Raw genomic sequence first — 14788 nt, 5'->3', positions numbered from 1 at the left:
TCAGTCGTATGTCATGGAAATTATAAAGTAGCAGAATATCTAATATCAAAAGGCGCTGCAATAAACGGGAACGATGGAGCTTGGCTAGGATCACCTTTATATGAAGCAGCGGTAAGCACTTTAACGTTCGATGTATTTCTAAAGATATTAAGGATGATGAAATATATAAGCTGTTAGTATCATATGGTGCTGATATCAACGCAAAAGTAGAATTTAAAGGAGTAGGGTTTAGTATATATGATGGAAAAACGATATCAGAAATAGTAGAATTTAAAATAGCATTCGTCGGTGAAAGTGAAGTAATAACGGAAGAATAATGATGTTTTGAGATATCTTAACATATTTATAGGCATTGCCTAGAAATCGTTGATACCCTCATTGTAAGCGGTTGTAGGCTCCTGTTGCATGGATACCAAATCGTCATTGCGAGCGACTCTGTAAGGAGCGTTAATAAAAATACTACGCATTTTACTAGATTGTTTCGTCAATTACTTTGTAATTTTCCTCGCAATGACGCAAACTTTTCAAATTATCAACTTTTTCTAGGCAATGCCTATTTATTGACACGGTAGTTATTGACAAGTTTAGGAAAAAGTTTTATATTCTTCACAAGTTTAAGAAAAAGTTAATAGTATATGTCTAAAGCAAAAACAGCTTCCAAAAATAACCCGACTTCTAGGGAACAGGCTAAAGAATATTTTCATAACGGTCAGAAAATCAAACCGGTCAAGCTTATTGCTGCTCAAAAGTCTTTTCTAGCTGCCGAATATGAATCTTCCGGAGATTTAGTCGTAGGGAGCAATGGTCAGCCATTACCTTGGGGATTAGTTAAAAGCTTATCTTAATATTTTCACTTCCAAAAATCTCGCCAATAAATAATCGGGGGCATAGCTCAGGGGTAGAGCATCTGCTTTGCACGCAGAGGGTCAAGGGTTCGATCCCCTTTGCCTCCACCACTTCCGATAAGGATTTCAAGGCTTTTTGAAATTTAGTAAAAACTTTGAATGTTCCTTTTGTTTTAATTTTCACTCCATGTCTTGCTAAAAAAATATTCTGTACCTACTATTGGTTATGGGAAGTATTTACAATAGCAGAATCTAGGCAAAAACAATAATCTACATACTCAAAAGCTTAGGTTACTATTTACTTGAGAAAGAGAAATACACGAAGCTTTGCTAGAACTCAGTAAAATTATAGCAGTGAAGAGAATAATAAATTATTAAATACAACTTATTGACTTATTAATATTATTTTCTTATAAATTAACAAAAAAATAAGGACTATGAGTAGTACAACAAAAAATATAAATGCAAAGGGAGCAGCAAGTGTGGGTCTTGATAGTTGGCTTTACTATAGGTGATAATATTACTCACTCTTTTAGTTTAGATACTAATAGTAATATTTTTTTAGGTATCACCGATACTATGAATTACTATAATGGCTTAGGTATAGTATAGACATAAATAATGCACGTGTTAATTTTAATATAACTAATAGAGCTTTAGAAATAAATGCTAATAACAGACCTTTTAAATTGATTGTAGACGAGGATTTTTTCTATAAAAATTGCAGAGTTTAACACCTATGATTCTCTTGTAATAGAGATATATCAAGGCATTGCTCTTAGAATACTAGACGAAGAATGTCCTTCTATGCCTATAACTTTGGGGCAAAATGCTAAAGTTAATTTTATCTATGAAAATGAGCAATATTATACTTTTACAAATCATTATCAAGATAAAATGAGTTTCCAAGATATAAATACGTTAGCAAAAATAGCTAATCTACCTCATACAGAATTTGTTAAAATTTTATCTAATAATTATATGCTAGAAGAAATAAAGGAGATTGCAGATAAATAATATAAAGCAATAGATAAAGAGGCATTAAATTTATTTATAGGACAAAATTATAAGCTTTTTTATAGCTCTGATCAAACTGGAAATCCTTTTAAAGATCATACTCCATTTTTAAATTAGTAAACAAATCTTTAGAAGAAAGTCCAATCCTTAATCTACTGCTTGTTGACCTAAAATATCATATAGCTTCTTATTTTTAGAGGACGAAGTCGATATAATAGGCAAATGACAGCTAAATCCTCTATATAATTATCCTCTATCTACTACAATGCAAGCTGGCATACATATTGGCATGCAAGAAGATTTAAGCTACACGGCAAAGCTTGCCAATCACTTAATACATAAAAATGGTACGCAATGGCTTGATGTTCTAGATCGGGCATTAAATTTATACCAGCTAGGTACTCAGACTATGCAGATAGCAGGCGATATAAGAAAGCTAGTAGCAAGCACATCGCTGGTAGACTTAAAGAAAAATTTACAAAATCTTGACTCTGTAAGATTTGGTATGTAGGTATCAAGGGGAGTAAGTACTACAAATAATTTAGTAGTTGAGAGTTTGCAGGACTTAATACAAGCACGGATGTTTGGTATGCAGATGAGCGTTGGCTTTAATAATGCCGGAACATATAAGGAGCTAGGAGGTAAAGCTGAAGTAGTTAGCCGAGATGTAGTGCCGACAACGGCATTATCAAAAAAATTTACTTTACTCTATTAGTGGTACGATAAATATATGATAAATAAATTTAGTAACTAAAAGAGCAAATAGATATAAATTCATTTTTAGATCGAAATATAAGAAATATTATACCACTGTTGGTTACAGTAATTTAACAATGGTACAAATATCTTTTTATAAACAGCAAATTATCAATAAGGGCTTAAAAATAATACCTGCCTATTTAGATAAAATATTTTTGTGCAAGCTTCTTAATAATAACCGTGGCAGCTATTTGGCACTTGAAGAGGTTAAACAATATTTTCATCTAGAAGAAGTAAGATTATTAACACACCCAGAGCTTGAAAATGATTGGAAATTAAACCAGTTATTTAAGATGTGTTAAACTATTCTAACGATAATTCTCGAACAACTGTAATAAATAGAATTGAAAACAATATTATTCATAAGTTACTTATTTTTTCAGCAAAAGCTAAAATAAATGATCAAGTAGAACAAATGCGTATATATTTAAAGTGCCTTATTATATAATGACTAAAAACGACGAAGAGACCTTATATACTTTCGTCTACTTGGCTAAAATGAGGTGAATATTAAATAAGTTAGAATACAAAATTATTTTATTAATCATCGTTATAGAGTGTCATTTTAGCATCTAAAAATTAATTTATATAATATAGTTTTCAATTTTTATCTTGACTAAATAAAATTTTAGCAAGATAATTTCACTTTAACTAAAGATAAATAAATTAATATTTTATTTAGTTAAATTAATTATGTACCTAAAAGAGTAACAAAATATATTAGATTTTGAATCTCAAATTGAACAAAAAGACGCCACATTAAAATTATATATAGAAAACAATTCTTTTAATATATTGGATACTTTAAATAAGATAAATTCGATTCCACATATGTCACTTAATAATATATCATCTATCATCTTCTGAAGAAAATCCATTGATTAAGGAGTTAACCGCCATTAATGGACAAAAAATCCACCTTATTTATTCTCCGATAATTAAGAAAGTTTCAGCGTATATTAGTGAAGATAATAAAATTATTGAAATAAAGAATGAAAAGACTCCAAAAAATTTGATAGGTTTAAATTGATTCAAAAGTATTTGAAGCGTTTTGTAGCAATATTTATGCGAAAGTAGTTGTATTAAGTTATGGAGAGTATAAACTTTACGTAGATCACCAAGGCTTAGGAGGAGTGCTTCCAACTCATCCTACAGGTTCTACTCCAGTGCCACAATATGAATCTGCATCTATTACTCCTAGAACAATGAATGCAGTAATTAATACTCCGATAACAGCAACCGTAGGAGGAACAGAGCCTATTATTATTAAAGAATATCAAGAACATATTCTGCAGAATGGATATTCAAATCTATATGTTATACGTTTTGCAATAAAATTTGATCCTTCAGATCCTGTAAGTTTGAACAGTCATATATTACCTAACTCAATCTCAGGATTAACCCAAATTGAACAAGATATATTTACTTATGTCTTGCATGAATTAATGCTTACAAGCCCTGCAAGCTCTATTATTGGGGTTGTTGGACCAGGTAATTTTCCAAATAACGTAGTATTAGTAGATTTTTTTAAAAGAGATCTAGGTACTCAGCAAATACAAATAGATAATATTACTGGTTTTTCTGCTGGCATTCATACTGTATGTTTATTGAAAAAAGAAAATAATATAGTCACTTTAATTGATCCAAATAATTTCATTTTTAGTAATCCATTAGAAAACTTTGTTAAATTTCTTGGGTCATCTCTACTTCCTAGCCTAATCGCAACTTTCACCATAGAAATAGAACAAAATATTCACGGTAATAAGCAAAAATTTTATAAATCTGATCCAACAATACCTGTTGGAAGAGGAACAAATAATTCAAGAGATTGCACAGATGTTGCAGTTAAAATTGTATTTAAATTAAACGAAGAACAACAAAAAGGTATTAAATATTATAGCAACCCTATTGGATAGTATAAAATCTTTATCAAATCAAAAAGCAGTTAATATTTTAATACCATATGATGAGATAAATATGTGTGAATTACAAGATTCATCTGCTGCTTGTAGAGAGGAAACAATTAATTTATTAACAAAATATAAAGGTAATACTAATCTTGCACAAAAGGGAGGTATTACGACTTTAGCAAAATTACAGAAGTTTGATAGATTGCTAACTGAAGTAGAAACATTTTGTAATCAACCGGCAATTCAACCACTGTTACAAGATCTAAATAAACTTCAAGTAGTAACAAAAAGATAAATAAGGTAGTATATTTTAAAAAGAGAAATTAAGAAAATCTATTACACCTAGCCGTACAAGATAATAGTATAGAAAAAGTTAAGCCAGTGCTGAGTACTGCTTCAGAATTTACCGATATATGTGATGAAGATAGGCAGACTCTTTTACATATGGCTATTGATATAGGAAACATTGAAATAGTTGGGTTACTTCTTGAGAATATGAATAATGATGCTATTATTAAACCAACTAAAAATAGTAATAGATATACTGTTTTACGTTTAGCAGTACAAAATAGTAATTTAATAATAGTTCAAAAATTGTTTAGCTTGTTAAGTGACACAGAAAAATTGTTACAACTTGTAAACTCTGTTGATGAAAGTGGTCAAACTGCATTACATTTAGCGATTAGCAAAGGTAATACAAATATAACAAAATTACTTCTTGAAGCAATGGATTTTGAAAATATTATCAAATCAGCTGAAGATAGCAACAGCTATATTGTTTTACATTTAGAAGTGCATAGTGGTAATAAAAATATAGTTACAAAACTATTAAGCGTTCTTAGCACTGATTTAAATAAATTATCACAACTTTTAAATGCAGTTGATAAGCATTGTCAAACTGTATTACATTGGGCTGTTAGTAATGGTGATACTGACATAACAGAATTACTTCTTGAAAAAATGAATCTTAAAGACATCACCTCAATAACTAGGAATTTATCTTTACCAGTGAATGATAAAATAAATGCATTACTATGTTTAAATTGAAACGGAATTTTTGTTATAGCAATATATATATAAGTTGCTCTTCCTCTTTAGATAGAATCGGTTTGGTCGACTTTATTATGAATTCTAAAACAACTTCTTTAGGCTTATCGTATTTTACTTCTTGGTGAGCTTTATCAAATGAATTAACAGTTACTGTAATAGCACCCTTAGCATTATATTCGATATAAATGCCACAATATTCATTATTGAATAATCGGTATTTTCCCTTCTAGTGCTTGTTCCATGTGAGTTCTTACTGCCTTAACATTAAGCCTTGCATAAATTAGAGTAGACTTAATACTTTTATAACCAAGAGTTTTACCTCTATTGTATTTGTATCAATATTTTTACTTGCCATCCAGCTGGCTAAGGTTCTACGAAGATCGTGTATTCTCAAGTTTTCTATTTTTGCTTTATTAATAATTTTATTCCAAGCTTTTTTAGGTTCTTGTAAATGACCTGTTTTACTTTTTCTAGGACTTGGAAATACCCACTCGCTAATTATTTCTTTTGTGTCGGCTTCTTTTTGTCTTCTTTCTAATATATCTATAGCTGGTGGCAATAAGTGGTATTACATGCGGTTTCCCATTTTTAGTATTTGGAATTTCCCAAGTCTTTTTTTCCCAATTAATATCTTTCCATGTCGTTGTTAATACATTTCCTTTCCTAGCGGCAGTATAAAGAGAAATACAAACATAATCTCTCATTAACGGTGTAGCATTTTTTAATGCTTTTAAAAAAAGCTTGTATTTCTTTTTCTAATAAGTATCTAACTCGTTCTTCTTCATCATTAAGTGTTATATTATAATCATATATAGGGTTCTTTTCAAGAAAACCCCATGTAATCAAGTTTATTAAATATTCTTTTAAACCTTTCCACTGCTACGTTTGTAGTTCTAAGTTTTTTAACCTTAGTTAAATCATTAAAAATTTTCTGTATATCTTCCTTTGTGATATCTGTTATTGGTTTTTCGTACAAATGACTTGCTTGTCTATTCATATCGGCAATAATATCTTTCCATCTTTTTATTTTATATTGTGCATAATAACTTATATATTTGTCGAATAGTGTTTTAAAGTTTAATATAGCTTTTACTTCTTCTTTCGATAAATTACTTGTGTTGTCATCGCTAGCAATTTCCTCTTTAAATTCAGTAGCTTTAGCTTTCTTTCGTGCTGCCGCAATTGATAATTTCGGAAAGCGTCCTATCCACTTTAATTTGTACCTAGCGTTTATTTTTTTACCATAATAAAAAGTTTTACTACCGCCATAAGATGCTATTAATACTAGGCCTTGTAATTTATCGTCTTTATATTTTACTTGACCTTCTTTGGGCATTGTAATTTTAATAAGCTCGCTATGTGCTATGTGTAAAATTAAATGAGTCCTTAGTCATAATTATTTTTTAATTTAAATTTTATATTTAACCATAAGTTGACTGATATAACTCGATTAAAAAGGATATGCAAGTCCTAATTTTAAAAAATATTATGGCATTGCTAACTAAAAACAGATGAGTTAATAAATTAACATCATTGCAAAAAAATTCATAGCAATTGACGAAATTATAATGTTCCCAATATGTTCTATTTAATTAAAATTTGACTTGGAATTTAATAATAATTGCTAGATAAGGCAATCTAAAATAGTATTCAAGGACTATTTGAATAAAATTGATTAAAACGTTATAACTATTAGGATTTCAGGGGGAAAATAAGAAGAAATTATGATAGTTCTCGAATTATATAAAAATAGACCATCTGCCTGTCGCACAGAAGGTCGCAGGTTTGAACCCCTTTGTCTCCACCAAATATCTTCAGGCTTTCCAACCTTTCTAAATTTTCTAAAAATTCCATATGCTGCAAATAAACTAATTTTTCAGATTAAGTAAGTTTTTATTTATAACTAAATATTTTATTATTAATTTTGAGCTATAAACGAACATATAGTTGAAAAATAATTGTTACCATCTATTTTTATGAAAACTAGATTGGTTGCTTTGCAATTTTTAACCTATATAATCTATCACTAGATAAAATAAATCAAATAAAGATATGCTTGATCAGGTAAAACAAAATCAAATAAATAGTGCTGCTTGGGCTGCTTGTGATACTTTTCGCGGTGTGATGGATGCAGCAAATTATAAAGATTACATATAATGCTATTCTTTAAATATATTTCAGATGTTTGGAAAGTGCATGCAAAAAAATATGAAGAAAAATATAAAGACGAACCTTTAAGAGCCGAACAACAATTAAAATGAGAACAATTTATAATACCGCAAGGTGCAAATTTTTATGATGTTTTCGGACAACGAGAAGTATCTAATATCGGTGAACTTATAAATGAAGCTTTAGAACAAATAGAAAAGGAGAGCTCTGCTAAATTAGGTGAAGTATTTTGTGTTAATTTTAACTCAGAATATAATTTAGGTAAGATCAAAGAACGAAATCGTTGTTTAAAAATGCTGTTAGAAGATTTTAACAAACCGGAATTAGATTTAAGTTCCGATAGAGTCAGTGTAGATATTATAGGCGAATGTTATATTTATCTAATATCACGCTTTGCTTCAGATGCAGGCACAAAAGCCGAAGAATTTTATACTCCTGCTGCCGTATCAGCTTCACTTGCCAAGTTTGCTGCTCCGGAATCCGGCAATACAATTTTGTGATCCGGCTTGTGGCTCTGGTTCACTATTAATTAGAGCGGCTAAAGAAGTAGAGGATGATAATTATGCACTTTACGGTTAAGAAATGACTAATACAACATGGGCATTAGCACAGATGAATATGTTTTCGCATGCGAAAGGTGGAGTACATATTTTTATTGGGGTGATACACTAAATCATCTGGCATTACTTGAAAACGATAAGCTTATGGAGTTTGATATAGTTGTTGCTAACCCACCTTTTAGTTTAGAAAAATTGGGACATGAAAACGCAGCTAATGATGAGTATAATCGTTTTAAGTGTAGTATCCCTCCTAAAAGTAAGGGAGATTATGCCTTTATTTTGCATATGATTAAAACCACTAAGCTGCAGAGTGGACGTGCTGCTATATACTATAGTAGTACCGCACGGCGTATTATTTCGTGGGGGAAGCGAAGGTTTAATTCGTCAGAGTTTAATCGAAGATAATTTATTAGATGCAGTAATTGGTCTGCCTGCTAATCTTTTTACTTCAGCTTAGTATTTCTGTTGCTATTTTAGTATTTGATCGCTCAAGAGAAGAGAAAGGAGAAAACCAACAACGAAAAGATATATTATTTATCGATGCTAGTGGATTTTTTAACACAGGTAAAAAAGGGCAGAATTTTTTAGAAGACGAGCATATTAATAAAATTCGTTATATTGGTAGATATGAGAATGAAGAAGAAGTTAACATAGCAGAACTACAAAAAGAAATCCAATAACTCGAAAAAGATTTAGTAAATATCGTTCACAGCTGGATATTCATCTAAAAGAGCTTGGGGTTGTTAAAGGATGATTCAAGAGTACCCTTGGAGAGATAGCTTATATTTAACGTGGTAAGTTTTCTATTCGTCCAAGAAATGATCCTAGATATTACGGTGGTGAAATTCTTTTTATCCAAACTGGTGATATACCTAAGTCAAGTAGTTACGTTAGATATTATAAACAGACTTTAAACGAAAAAGGCTTAAAAGTAAGTAGATTATTTCCTAAAGGGACTATTGTATTAGCAATTGCAGCTAACATAGAAATTACTGCAATACTTGATTTCGATTCAGCCTTTCCCGATAGTATTGTAGGTATAACGCCTAAAAATAATGTTTATCATGCTGTTTTTGAAATGCCGGTAGAGTCAAATACGTAAAGGTAGTATACCTATATGTGATATTGTATTATTCGTTAATGGCATACCTTTTGTAGTAATTGAATGTAAATCGCCTATCGAATCATTAGATCAAGCTATATCTCAGCATATACGTAATCAAAAGTCAGATGAAATACCGCATCTTTTTCATTATGCTCAATTATTAATTGCTATAAATAAAAATGAAGCGAAATACGCTACTGTAGGCAGCTCGGACAAATATTGGAGATTTGGTGAGAAGAGGGAGAAAAAAACAAAATATCAATATTATACGTAATTTAATTAACAAGCCGTTAACTAAAGAGGTCAAAAATCTTCTTTAGGCTGGTGATTTTGCTACTTATAGAAATTATTTTGATAAACAACAATTAGCAGGTAGCGTAGAACCTACCGAACAAGATAAAGTACTTTATGCTCTATATCGCCCTGAAAGATGACTTGATTTAGTTAAAAATTTTTGTGTTTTTGATAACGATATAAGAAAAATAGCTCGTCATCATCAATTTTTCGGCACGCATGCAACTATAAAAAGGATAGGAGAACGTGAAAAGTATAACATTAGAAAAGGTGTGGTAATTATGGTACACGCAAGGTACGGGCAAATCTTTAACAATAGTAATGATTGCCAAATGTCTACTAAAATCCGCTAATCTTGCGAGTCCACATATCATAATTATAACCGATAGAATTGAACTTGACGGCAAATCGAAAGTACTTTTAGTACTTGTGAACTTGAACCTAAACTTGCAACTACATCGGCAGAGCTAATTAAATTAATTAGAAGCGATGTATCTATTATAACTACGGTAATTAATAAATTTAAAATAGTTCTTGAAGATTATTGTAAAGATTCTAACGATAAGATCTTGGTTCTTATTGATGAAAGTCATCGTACTAAATACGGTGATTTAGCAGATAGCATGCGAACTATTTTGCCTAACGCTTGTTATATAGCATTTACTGGTACACCGCTTTTAAAAGAGCAAAAAAACACTATGAGAAAGTTTGGTGGGCTAATTCATAAATATACTATAAAAGATGAAAAGATAATATGATTATACCGTTATTTTATGAAGGGCGTATTATTCGGCAATATCTTGAAGATGAATCATTGTAAATATTTTGATATGATTACTAATGGATTAAATAAAGAAGAAAAAGCAGCTTTGAAAACAAGATTCAGTCGCTCAAAGATGCTTGCTCAAACAAAGGAAGCTATTTATGCCAAAGCATTTGATATTTCAACGCACTATTTAAAAACGTTTAAAGGTCCGGGTTTAAAAGGTATGTTAATAGCTCCTTCTAGATTAATTGCCGTTCGTTTTAAAAAAATTTTAGATGATATAGGACAAGTAAGTTCTGAAGTTGTTATGTCTTCTACTGATGACCGGAACGGTTATAAAGATATTGAAAGCGAAAATGAAGTAGATAAATTTATAAAAAACATGAGGGAATAATATGGAGCAAAATTCAATAATAGAATTATTAAAAAATTTAAAAGTTCCGATGATCCTGAAATTTTAATTGTAGTTTCAAAATTACTAACCGGTTTTGATGCACCGCGTAATGTCGTTATTTACATATGCAAAGAATTAAAAGAGCATAATCTTTTACAAGCAATTGCTCGTGCGAATTGTCTATTTGAAGAAAAAGGGAAAACTAAAGAATACGGTTACATAATTGACTATGTAGGGTTGTCGAATCAATTAAAACAAGCACATCAATTTGAAAATTATGGTTTAAACAATTTTGATAAAGAAGATTTAGAAGATGCTATATTCTTTGTAGATGATAAATTGAAAGCACTTTTCCCTTTACTACAAGAGATTAAAAATATTTTTATAAATGTGCCTAACGATTTGGATTCTGAACAGCTTGAACAGCATTTAGCCGATGAAGCTATACGCAATAAGTTTTATTTCTTGTTGAATAAATTTAAAAATCTGATGTCTATAGCTTCTAATTCTTATAAATTTTATGAAGAAAAAGAACGAGTTAATTTACAATATGAATAAAATTTAATAAGCTCAAAGAGATAGTGGAAAAGCGTTATAAAGAAAAACTGGATAAAAAATATATACCGCTCAAATCATGAAGTTGCTTGATGAGCATGTTATTGCCGGTCATATTACTAAAACTGAAGCGGTTAACATTTTTGACGATGAAATGTTTGAACAATTTATCAAAAGGACAGATATCACGGTCATGGATGGATATGGCTAATCAAATACAAGATACTATTAAGGATTATATCAATATCGATCCTGCCTTTTATCAAAAATTTTCTATCCTTATAAATAACACAATAATACAGCATCATAATAAATGTTTGTCGGGATAGTGATCTTTTAAATAGAGTTAAGAGTTAAAAAAATAAGAGCTGAATTTAAAAATGATGTGCCAAGTGAACTCGGCACTAATAAAACAATAATAGCTTTTTATAGAAAATCACTTAGCTTCTTACAGAATCAAAAAGATCAAAATCAGCGTGAAAATGCCATTCAAATTGCTCTTGATACCTATGACATACATCATGAAGCAGAAAATAATTGTTCATTGGACAAAAAACACTTCCATTTTAAATGAAATGAGAAATTTACTTGATGATTATTTTTTTGATGTTGTTAAAAAAGAAATGAGGATTGACTTTAATAATGAAAATTTAAGTGATGTTGTGGAAAGCCTAATTGATTTTGCTAAAGATCATGAAGCTAAATGATTTGGCTGAAATAATGCAAATAGCGAATTATTGCATAATGCGCTATTGTAGAATTTTTAAGCTATCAATATTTATATAATATCTGTAGTCGTATTATCGTAATATTTTCCTAATATGTCTAAAGCGTTTTGGTCATAGTCATTTTGAACTTCCATATGCCATACCGGTTCATAATCGTGAGCTGCTAAAAAATGTTTTGTATAATGTTTTAATTCTCTCTCACCTGAGTTACCAAGTTTATATGAAAGTGTAATAAGAAATGGTAGGTTGATTTGTAGCTTTTTCTATTTTTTGTTGAATATAATTATGCTGTAATTCGTTTGTATTACCTATAATGTGGATATGAAATTTATGCGTCTGTTGTAAGTTATATAGCTCTGTTAGCTTTGCAGGTTCTATTTTGCACATAGCCATAGCATTCCAGCCTTTATCAAATACCTCATTATCTCGTATAGGATTACCGTTTTTTTCTTGTATAAGCTCATTCATTTTCTTACGAAATTTTGCGGTAGTTATTTTACCGTTTTTATACTGATCTATTATTCCGTTAGGTTTTTCTTCTTCTTGTGCCATAGTAGCAATATCCGGTATACTTAGTCTGCTGTATTCGCTAAATTTTATTATAGAGAGTTCCCTTTTGGTTAAAATTACCTGAGAATATTTAAAAACATGAGCTTTTATCATAGTGATTACCTATAAATTGTTAGTTTAGGGTAAAATAATGAGTTTAAAATCCGCTTGGCTTGATACGCCTCTTGGTTCTATGCTGGCAATTAGTGATACAGAGAGGCTTTATTTGCTCGATTTTGTTGAAAGTAAAGGATTAGAGTATAAAATTAAAAGACTTAAAATTAACACAAAATCGGCTATTACTGAAGATCGCACTAGACCGATTATATCAATTGAAGAGGAGCTTAAATCTTACTTTAGCGGTACTTTGCAAAAATTTAATACTCCTATATATCTTTTAGGAAGCGAATTTCAAAAATTAGTATGGCAAGAGCTAATGAATGTACCTTACGGTGAAACAAGAAGTTACTTTACCCAAGCTAAATTAATAGGTATGGAAAGATCTTATAGAGCCGTTGCAAATGCTAACGGTATGAATCAGTTAGCAATCATTGTTCCTTGTCATCGTATTATTAATAGCAATGGCAAACTTGGAGGATATGGTGGGGGATTACATCGTAAAAAATGGCTTATTGAACATGAGAGAAAATTTACAACAAATTAGAAATATTTTACTTGAAAATGCTACTATTCCTGTAGAACGTAGAACGCTATTCTTGAAAACTAGAGAAGGAGAGTATGGAGAGCATGACCGATTTATTGGTGTTACCGTGCTGACTTTACGTACAATAGCTAAAAGTTATTATAATTTGGATATGGAGGATTTAAGCCGACTTATTACTTCAGAATTTAATGAAGAGAGATTTTTAGCGTTAGCTATTTTGATTATGCAATATCAGACAGCACAAGATAAAGAGTTTTTGTATAATTTTTATTTAAACAATATAAAACACGTAAATAATTGGAATTTAGTGTATGCATCAGTTCATCATATAATCGGAGCTTATTTATGGGATAAAGAAAAGGATTATCTCTTTACACTAACAAAATCGGAAATTCTGTGGGAAAGACGAATAGCTATAGTTGCTACTTGGTATTTTATCAAAAATAATACATTAGATACGACTTTTGAAATAGCAAAATTATTCTTAAACGATAAACATGATTTAATGCATAAAGCAGTAGGTTGGGATGCTACGTGAAACAGGAAAAAAAGATGAAAAACAATTAATACAATTAATAGATTTTTGGGATCGCTATACTTTACAAATGCCAAGAACCGCAGTTCATTATGCTATAGAGAGATTACCACAAGAATTGTACAAAAAATATCTTTTAAAAAACTAGATTTATATTTAATCTATGCTAACATTTCATTTTAATTTATTAAGGGTATTATTATGCTAAAAACATTACTAATTAGTTTTATAACTTTAATTTGTGCAATAAGCTATGCTGATAACCAAACAGCTCAAAATCCTAATTCTACAAATTCTTCCTCTGATCAGCCCGATGATTTACCTGCAGAGGCAGCTGTTCACTTTGCACAGCCTTGGGCAAGACCTACAACAAATGTGCAAGGTAAAGTTAGCAATTCTGCTATGTATTTTACATTAATAAATAGTAAAAGTAAGAGTTATAATTTAGTGAATATATCTTCAGATAAGATAAGTGGAATAGAAATTCATCAAACAATTAATGATCAAGGTGTTAGTAAAATGGTAAAAGTGGATTATCCATTTTCAATTGCCGGTAATATTAATGTTGATTTTAAGCCCGGTGGCATGCATATTATGCTTTATGACCCAAAAGTAGATTTAAATGTAGGAGATGAGTTTAAAATAACCTTTTTCTTTGATGACAATACACGAAAAATAGTGAATGTTAAAGTCGCAAATGACAATCCGTATAATAAAACGGGGAATTGAAGGTTATTGTTGCATGGTTCACTCTTCTATGTCATGCCCGCAAAGGTAGGAATCCAGTAAAACCTATAAAAAACTTGTTTTTTTAGGTTTAATGTGTAATTTTTATATCAATATTAAGGTTATTTTTTCTGGATTTCGGCTTTTAGCTAAGAATGACAT

General features: G+C 30.2%; 26 protein-coding genes, 1 tRNA gene and 3 pseudogenes. 26 read left to right on the top strand and 4 right to left on the bottom strand.

Features of this window, described 5'->3' with window-relative positions; translation table 11 throughout:
- Positions 1–134: 134 nt before the first annotated feature.
- The 11 genes from AB4K15_RS05890 (at position 135) to AB4K15_RS05840 (ending at position 5578) form a co-directional block, all read left to right on the top strand.
- Entirely contained in the window at positions 135–317 is a 183-nt protein-coding gene (locus AB4K15_RS05890; RefSeq protein ID WP_084698708.1) for a hypothetical protein, read from the top strand.
- A 318-nt stretch (positions 318–635) separates the two neighbouring features.
- On the top strand, positions 636–845 hold the full coding sequence (locus tag AB4K15_RS05885; protein WP_004998070.1) for a hypothetical protein: 210 nt from the start codon (positions 636–638) through the stop codon (positions 843–845).
- A 36-nt stretch (positions 846–881) separates the two neighbouring features.
- Positions 882–956 (top strand) — tRNA-Ala (locus AB4K15_RS05880).
- A gap of 351 nt (positions 957–1307) precedes the next feature.
- Positions 1308–1457, top strand: coding sequence for a hypothetical protein (locus AB4K15_RS05875; protein ID WP_500225752.1), 150 nt, complete (start codon positions 1308–1310; stop codon positions 1455–1457).
- Between the two features lie 195 nt (positions 1458–1652).
- Positions 1653–1862: a hypothetical protein gene (locus AB4K15_RS05870; RefSeq protein WP_500225053.1), complete on the top strand. Its 210-nt coding sequence runs from the start codon at positions 1653–1655 to the stop codon at positions 1860–1862.
- Between the two features lie 289 nt (positions 1863–2151).
- Positions 2152–2373 (top strand): hypothetical protein, encoded by a 222-nt coding sequence (locus tag AB4K15_RS05865; RefSeq protein WP_500225742.1) that lies wholly within the window; start codon positions 2152–2154, stop codon positions 2371–2373.
- 45 nt (positions 2374–2418) lie between these two features.
- Entirely contained in the window at positions 2419–2577 is a 159-nt protein-coding gene (locus AB4K15_RS05860; RefSeq protein ID WP_500224998.1) for a hypothetical protein, read from the top strand.
- A gap of 118 nt (positions 2578–2695) precedes the next feature.
- On the top strand, positions 2696–2923 hold the full coding sequence (locus AB4K15_RS05855; protein WP_053081801.1) for a hypothetical protein: 228 nt from the start codon (positions 2696–2698) through the stop codon (positions 2921–2923).
- Between the two features lie 831 nt (positions 2924–3754).
- On the top strand, positions 3755–4537 hold the full coding sequence (locus tag AB4K15_RS05850; protein WP_500224994.1) for a hypothetical protein: 783 nt from the start codon (positions 3755–3757) through the stop codon (positions 4535–4537).
- On the top strand, positions 4530–4826 hold the full coding sequence (locus AB4K15_RS05845; protein WP_500224992.1) for a hypothetical protein: 297 nt from the start codon (positions 4530–4532) through the stop codon (positions 4824–4826). The genes AB4K15_RS05850 and AB4K15_RS05845 overlap by 8 nt, the downstream gene beginning before the upstream one ends.
- An 86-nt stretch (positions 4827–4912) precedes the next feature.
- A complete protein-coding gene (locus AB4K15_RS05840) occupies positions 4913–5578 on the top strand; it encodes an ankyrin repeat domain-containing protein (RefSeq protein WP_500224989.1) in 666 nt (221 codons plus the stop codon).
- Between the two features lie 283 nt (positions 5579–5861).
- On the opposite strand, the gene AB4K15_RS05835 is transcribed toward AB4K15_RS05840, so the two are convergent.
- The 3 genes from AB4K15_RS05835 to AB4K15_RS05825 all read right to left on the bottom strand — a co-directional run bounded on the left by AB4K15_RS05835 (position 5862) and on the right by AB4K15_RS05825 (position 6917).
- Positions 5862–6140: a tyrosine-type recombinase/integrase gene (locus tag AB4K15_RS05835; protein ID WP_500224987.1), complete on the bottom strand. Its 279-nt coding sequence runs from the start codon at positions 6138–6140 to the stop codon at positions 5862–5864.
- Complete coding sequence (locus AB4K15_RS05830) at positions 6076–6285, bottom strand: tyrosine-type recombinase/integrase (RefSeq protein ID WP_084698695.1); 210 nt, start codon at positions 6283–6285, stop codon at positions 6076–6078. The genes AB4K15_RS05835 and AB4K15_RS05830 overlap by 65 nt, the downstream gene beginning before the upstream one ends.
- 119 nt (positions 6286–6404) lie before the next feature.
- Positions 6405–6917: an integrase arm-type DNA-binding domain-containing protein gene (locus AB4K15_RS05825; protein ID WP_500224984.1), complete on the bottom strand. Its 513-nt coding sequence runs from the start codon at positions 6915–6917 to the stop codon at positions 6405–6407.
- Between the two features lie 1126 nt (positions 6918–8043).
- Here AB4K15_RS05825 and AB4K15_RS05820 point away from each other — a divergent pair.
- From AB4K15_RS05820 to AB4K15_RS05770, 11 genes and pseudogenes are all read left to right on the top strand, one after another.
- Complete coding sequence (locus AB4K15_RS05820) at positions 8044–8250, top strand: N-6 DNA methylase (RefSeq protein ID WP_500224983.1); 207 nt, start codon at positions 8044–8046, stop codon at positions 8248–8250.
- A 96-nt stretch (positions 8251–8346) separates the two neighbouring features.
- Positions 8347–8715, top strand: a complete 369-nt coding sequence (locus AB4K15_RS05815; protein ID WP_500224981.1) for an N-6 DNA methylase — start codon at positions 8347–8349, stop codon at positions 8713–8715.
- Positions 8690–8767, top strand: coding sequence for a hypothetical protein (locus AB4K15_RS05810; protein WP_500225042.1), 78 nt, complete (start codon positions 8690–8692; stop codon positions 8765–8767). Before AB4K15_RS05815 ends, AB4K15_RS05810 begins: the two co-directional genes overlap by 26 nt.
- Positions 8733–8990 (top strand): N-6 DNA methylase, encoded by a 258-nt coding sequence (locus tag AB4K15_RS05805; RefSeq protein WP_500225740.1) that lies wholly within the window; start codon positions 8733–8735, stop codon positions 8988–8990. Before AB4K15_RS05810 ends, AB4K15_RS05805 begins: the two co-directional genes overlap by 35 nt.
- Before the next feature lie 414 nt (positions 8991–9404).
- Positions 9405–9689, top strand: coding sequence for a type I restriction endonuclease (locus AB4K15_RS05800; RefSeq protein WP_084698710.1), 285 nt, complete (start codon positions 9405–9407; stop codon positions 9687–9689).
- 341 nt (positions 9690–10030) lie between these two features.
- Positions 10031–10467 (top strand): annotated as a pseudogene (locus AB4K15_RS05795) (DEAD/DEAH box helicase family protein).
- Positions 10468–10539: 72 nt separating this feature from the next.
- A pseudogene (locus AB4K15_RS05790) lies at positions 10540–11088 on the top strand (type I restriction enzyme subunit R domain-containing protein); the annotation flags it as partial.
- An 18-nt stretch (positions 11089–11106) separates the two neighbouring features.
- Complete coding sequence (locus tag AB4K15_RS05785; protein WP_500225050.1) at positions 11107–11427, top strand: hypothetical protein; 321 nt, start codon at positions 11107–11109, stop codon at positions 11425–11427.
- Between the two features lie 76 nt (positions 11428–11503).
- Complete coding sequence (locus AB4K15_RS05780) at positions 11504–11635, top strand: hypothetical protein (RefSeq protein ID WP_500224973.1); 132 nt, start codon at positions 11504–11506, stop codon at positions 11633–11635.
- Between the two features lie 174 nt (positions 11636–11809).
- Positions 11810–11998: a hypothetical protein gene (locus AB4K15_RS05775; RefSeq protein ID WP_500224971.1), complete on the top strand. Its 189-nt coding sequence runs from the start codon at positions 11810–11812 to the stop codon at positions 11996–11998.
- A 1-nt stretch (position 11999) separates the two neighbouring features.
- On the top strand, positions 12000–12131 hold the full coding sequence (locus AB4K15_RS05770; RefSeq protein WP_032073429.1) for a hypothetical protein: 132 nt from the start codon (positions 12000–12002) through the stop codon (positions 12129–12131).
- A 294-nt stretch (positions 12132–12425) separates the two neighbouring features.
- Here AB4K15_RS05770 and AB4K15_RS05765 read toward each other — a convergent pair.
- A pseudogene (locus AB4K15_RS05765) lies at positions 12426–12620 on the bottom strand (hypothetical protein); the annotation flags it as partial.
- A 232-nt stretch (positions 12621–12852) separates the two neighbouring features.
- Here AB4K15_RS05765 and AB4K15_RS05760 point away from each other — a divergent pair.
- The 4 genes from AB4K15_RS05760 to AB4K15_RS05745 are packed head-to-tail and all read left to right on the top strand — an operon-like array spanning position 12853 to position 14629.
- Positions 12853–13365 carry a methylated-DNA--[protein]-cysteine S-methyltransferase gene (locus AB4K15_RS05760; RefSeq protein WP_032073369.1) on the top strand — a complete coding sequence of 171 codons (513 nt, stop codon included), beginning with the start codon at positions 12853–12855 and terminating at the stop codon, positions 13363–13365.
- A complete protein-coding gene (locus AB4K15_RS05755) occupies positions 13340–13903 on the top strand; it encodes a DNA alkylation repair protein (RefSeq protein ID WP_500225738.1) in 564 nt (187 codons plus the stop codon). Before AB4K15_RS05760 ends, AB4K15_RS05755 begins: the two co-directional genes overlap by 26 nt.
- Positions 13893–14048, top strand: a complete 156-nt coding sequence (locus AB4K15_RS05750; RefSeq protein ID WP_500224964.1) for a hypothetical protein — start codon at positions 13893–13895, stop codon at positions 14046–14048. The genes AB4K15_RS05755 and AB4K15_RS05750 overlap by 11 nt, the downstream gene beginning before the upstream one ends.
- 53 nt (positions 14049–14101) lie before the next feature.
- Positions 14102–14629 carry a copper chaperone PCu(A)C gene (locus tag AB4K15_RS05745; RefSeq protein ID WP_032073370.1) on the top strand — a complete coding sequence of 176 codons (528 nt, stop codon included), beginning with the start codon at positions 14102–14104 and terminating at the stop codon, positions 14627–14629.
- The last annotated feature ends 159 nt before the right edge of the window (positions 14630–14788 follow it).

The organism is Rickettsia aeschlimannii (assembly GCF_047973405.1).
Classification (GTDB): Bacteria; Pseudomonadota; Alphaproteobacteria; order Rickettsiales; family Rickettsiaceae; genus Rickettsia; species Rickettsia rickettsii.
The sequence above is the reverse complement of the archived record's forward strand: the minus strand, read 5'-3'. Positions and strand labels throughout refer to the sequence as shown.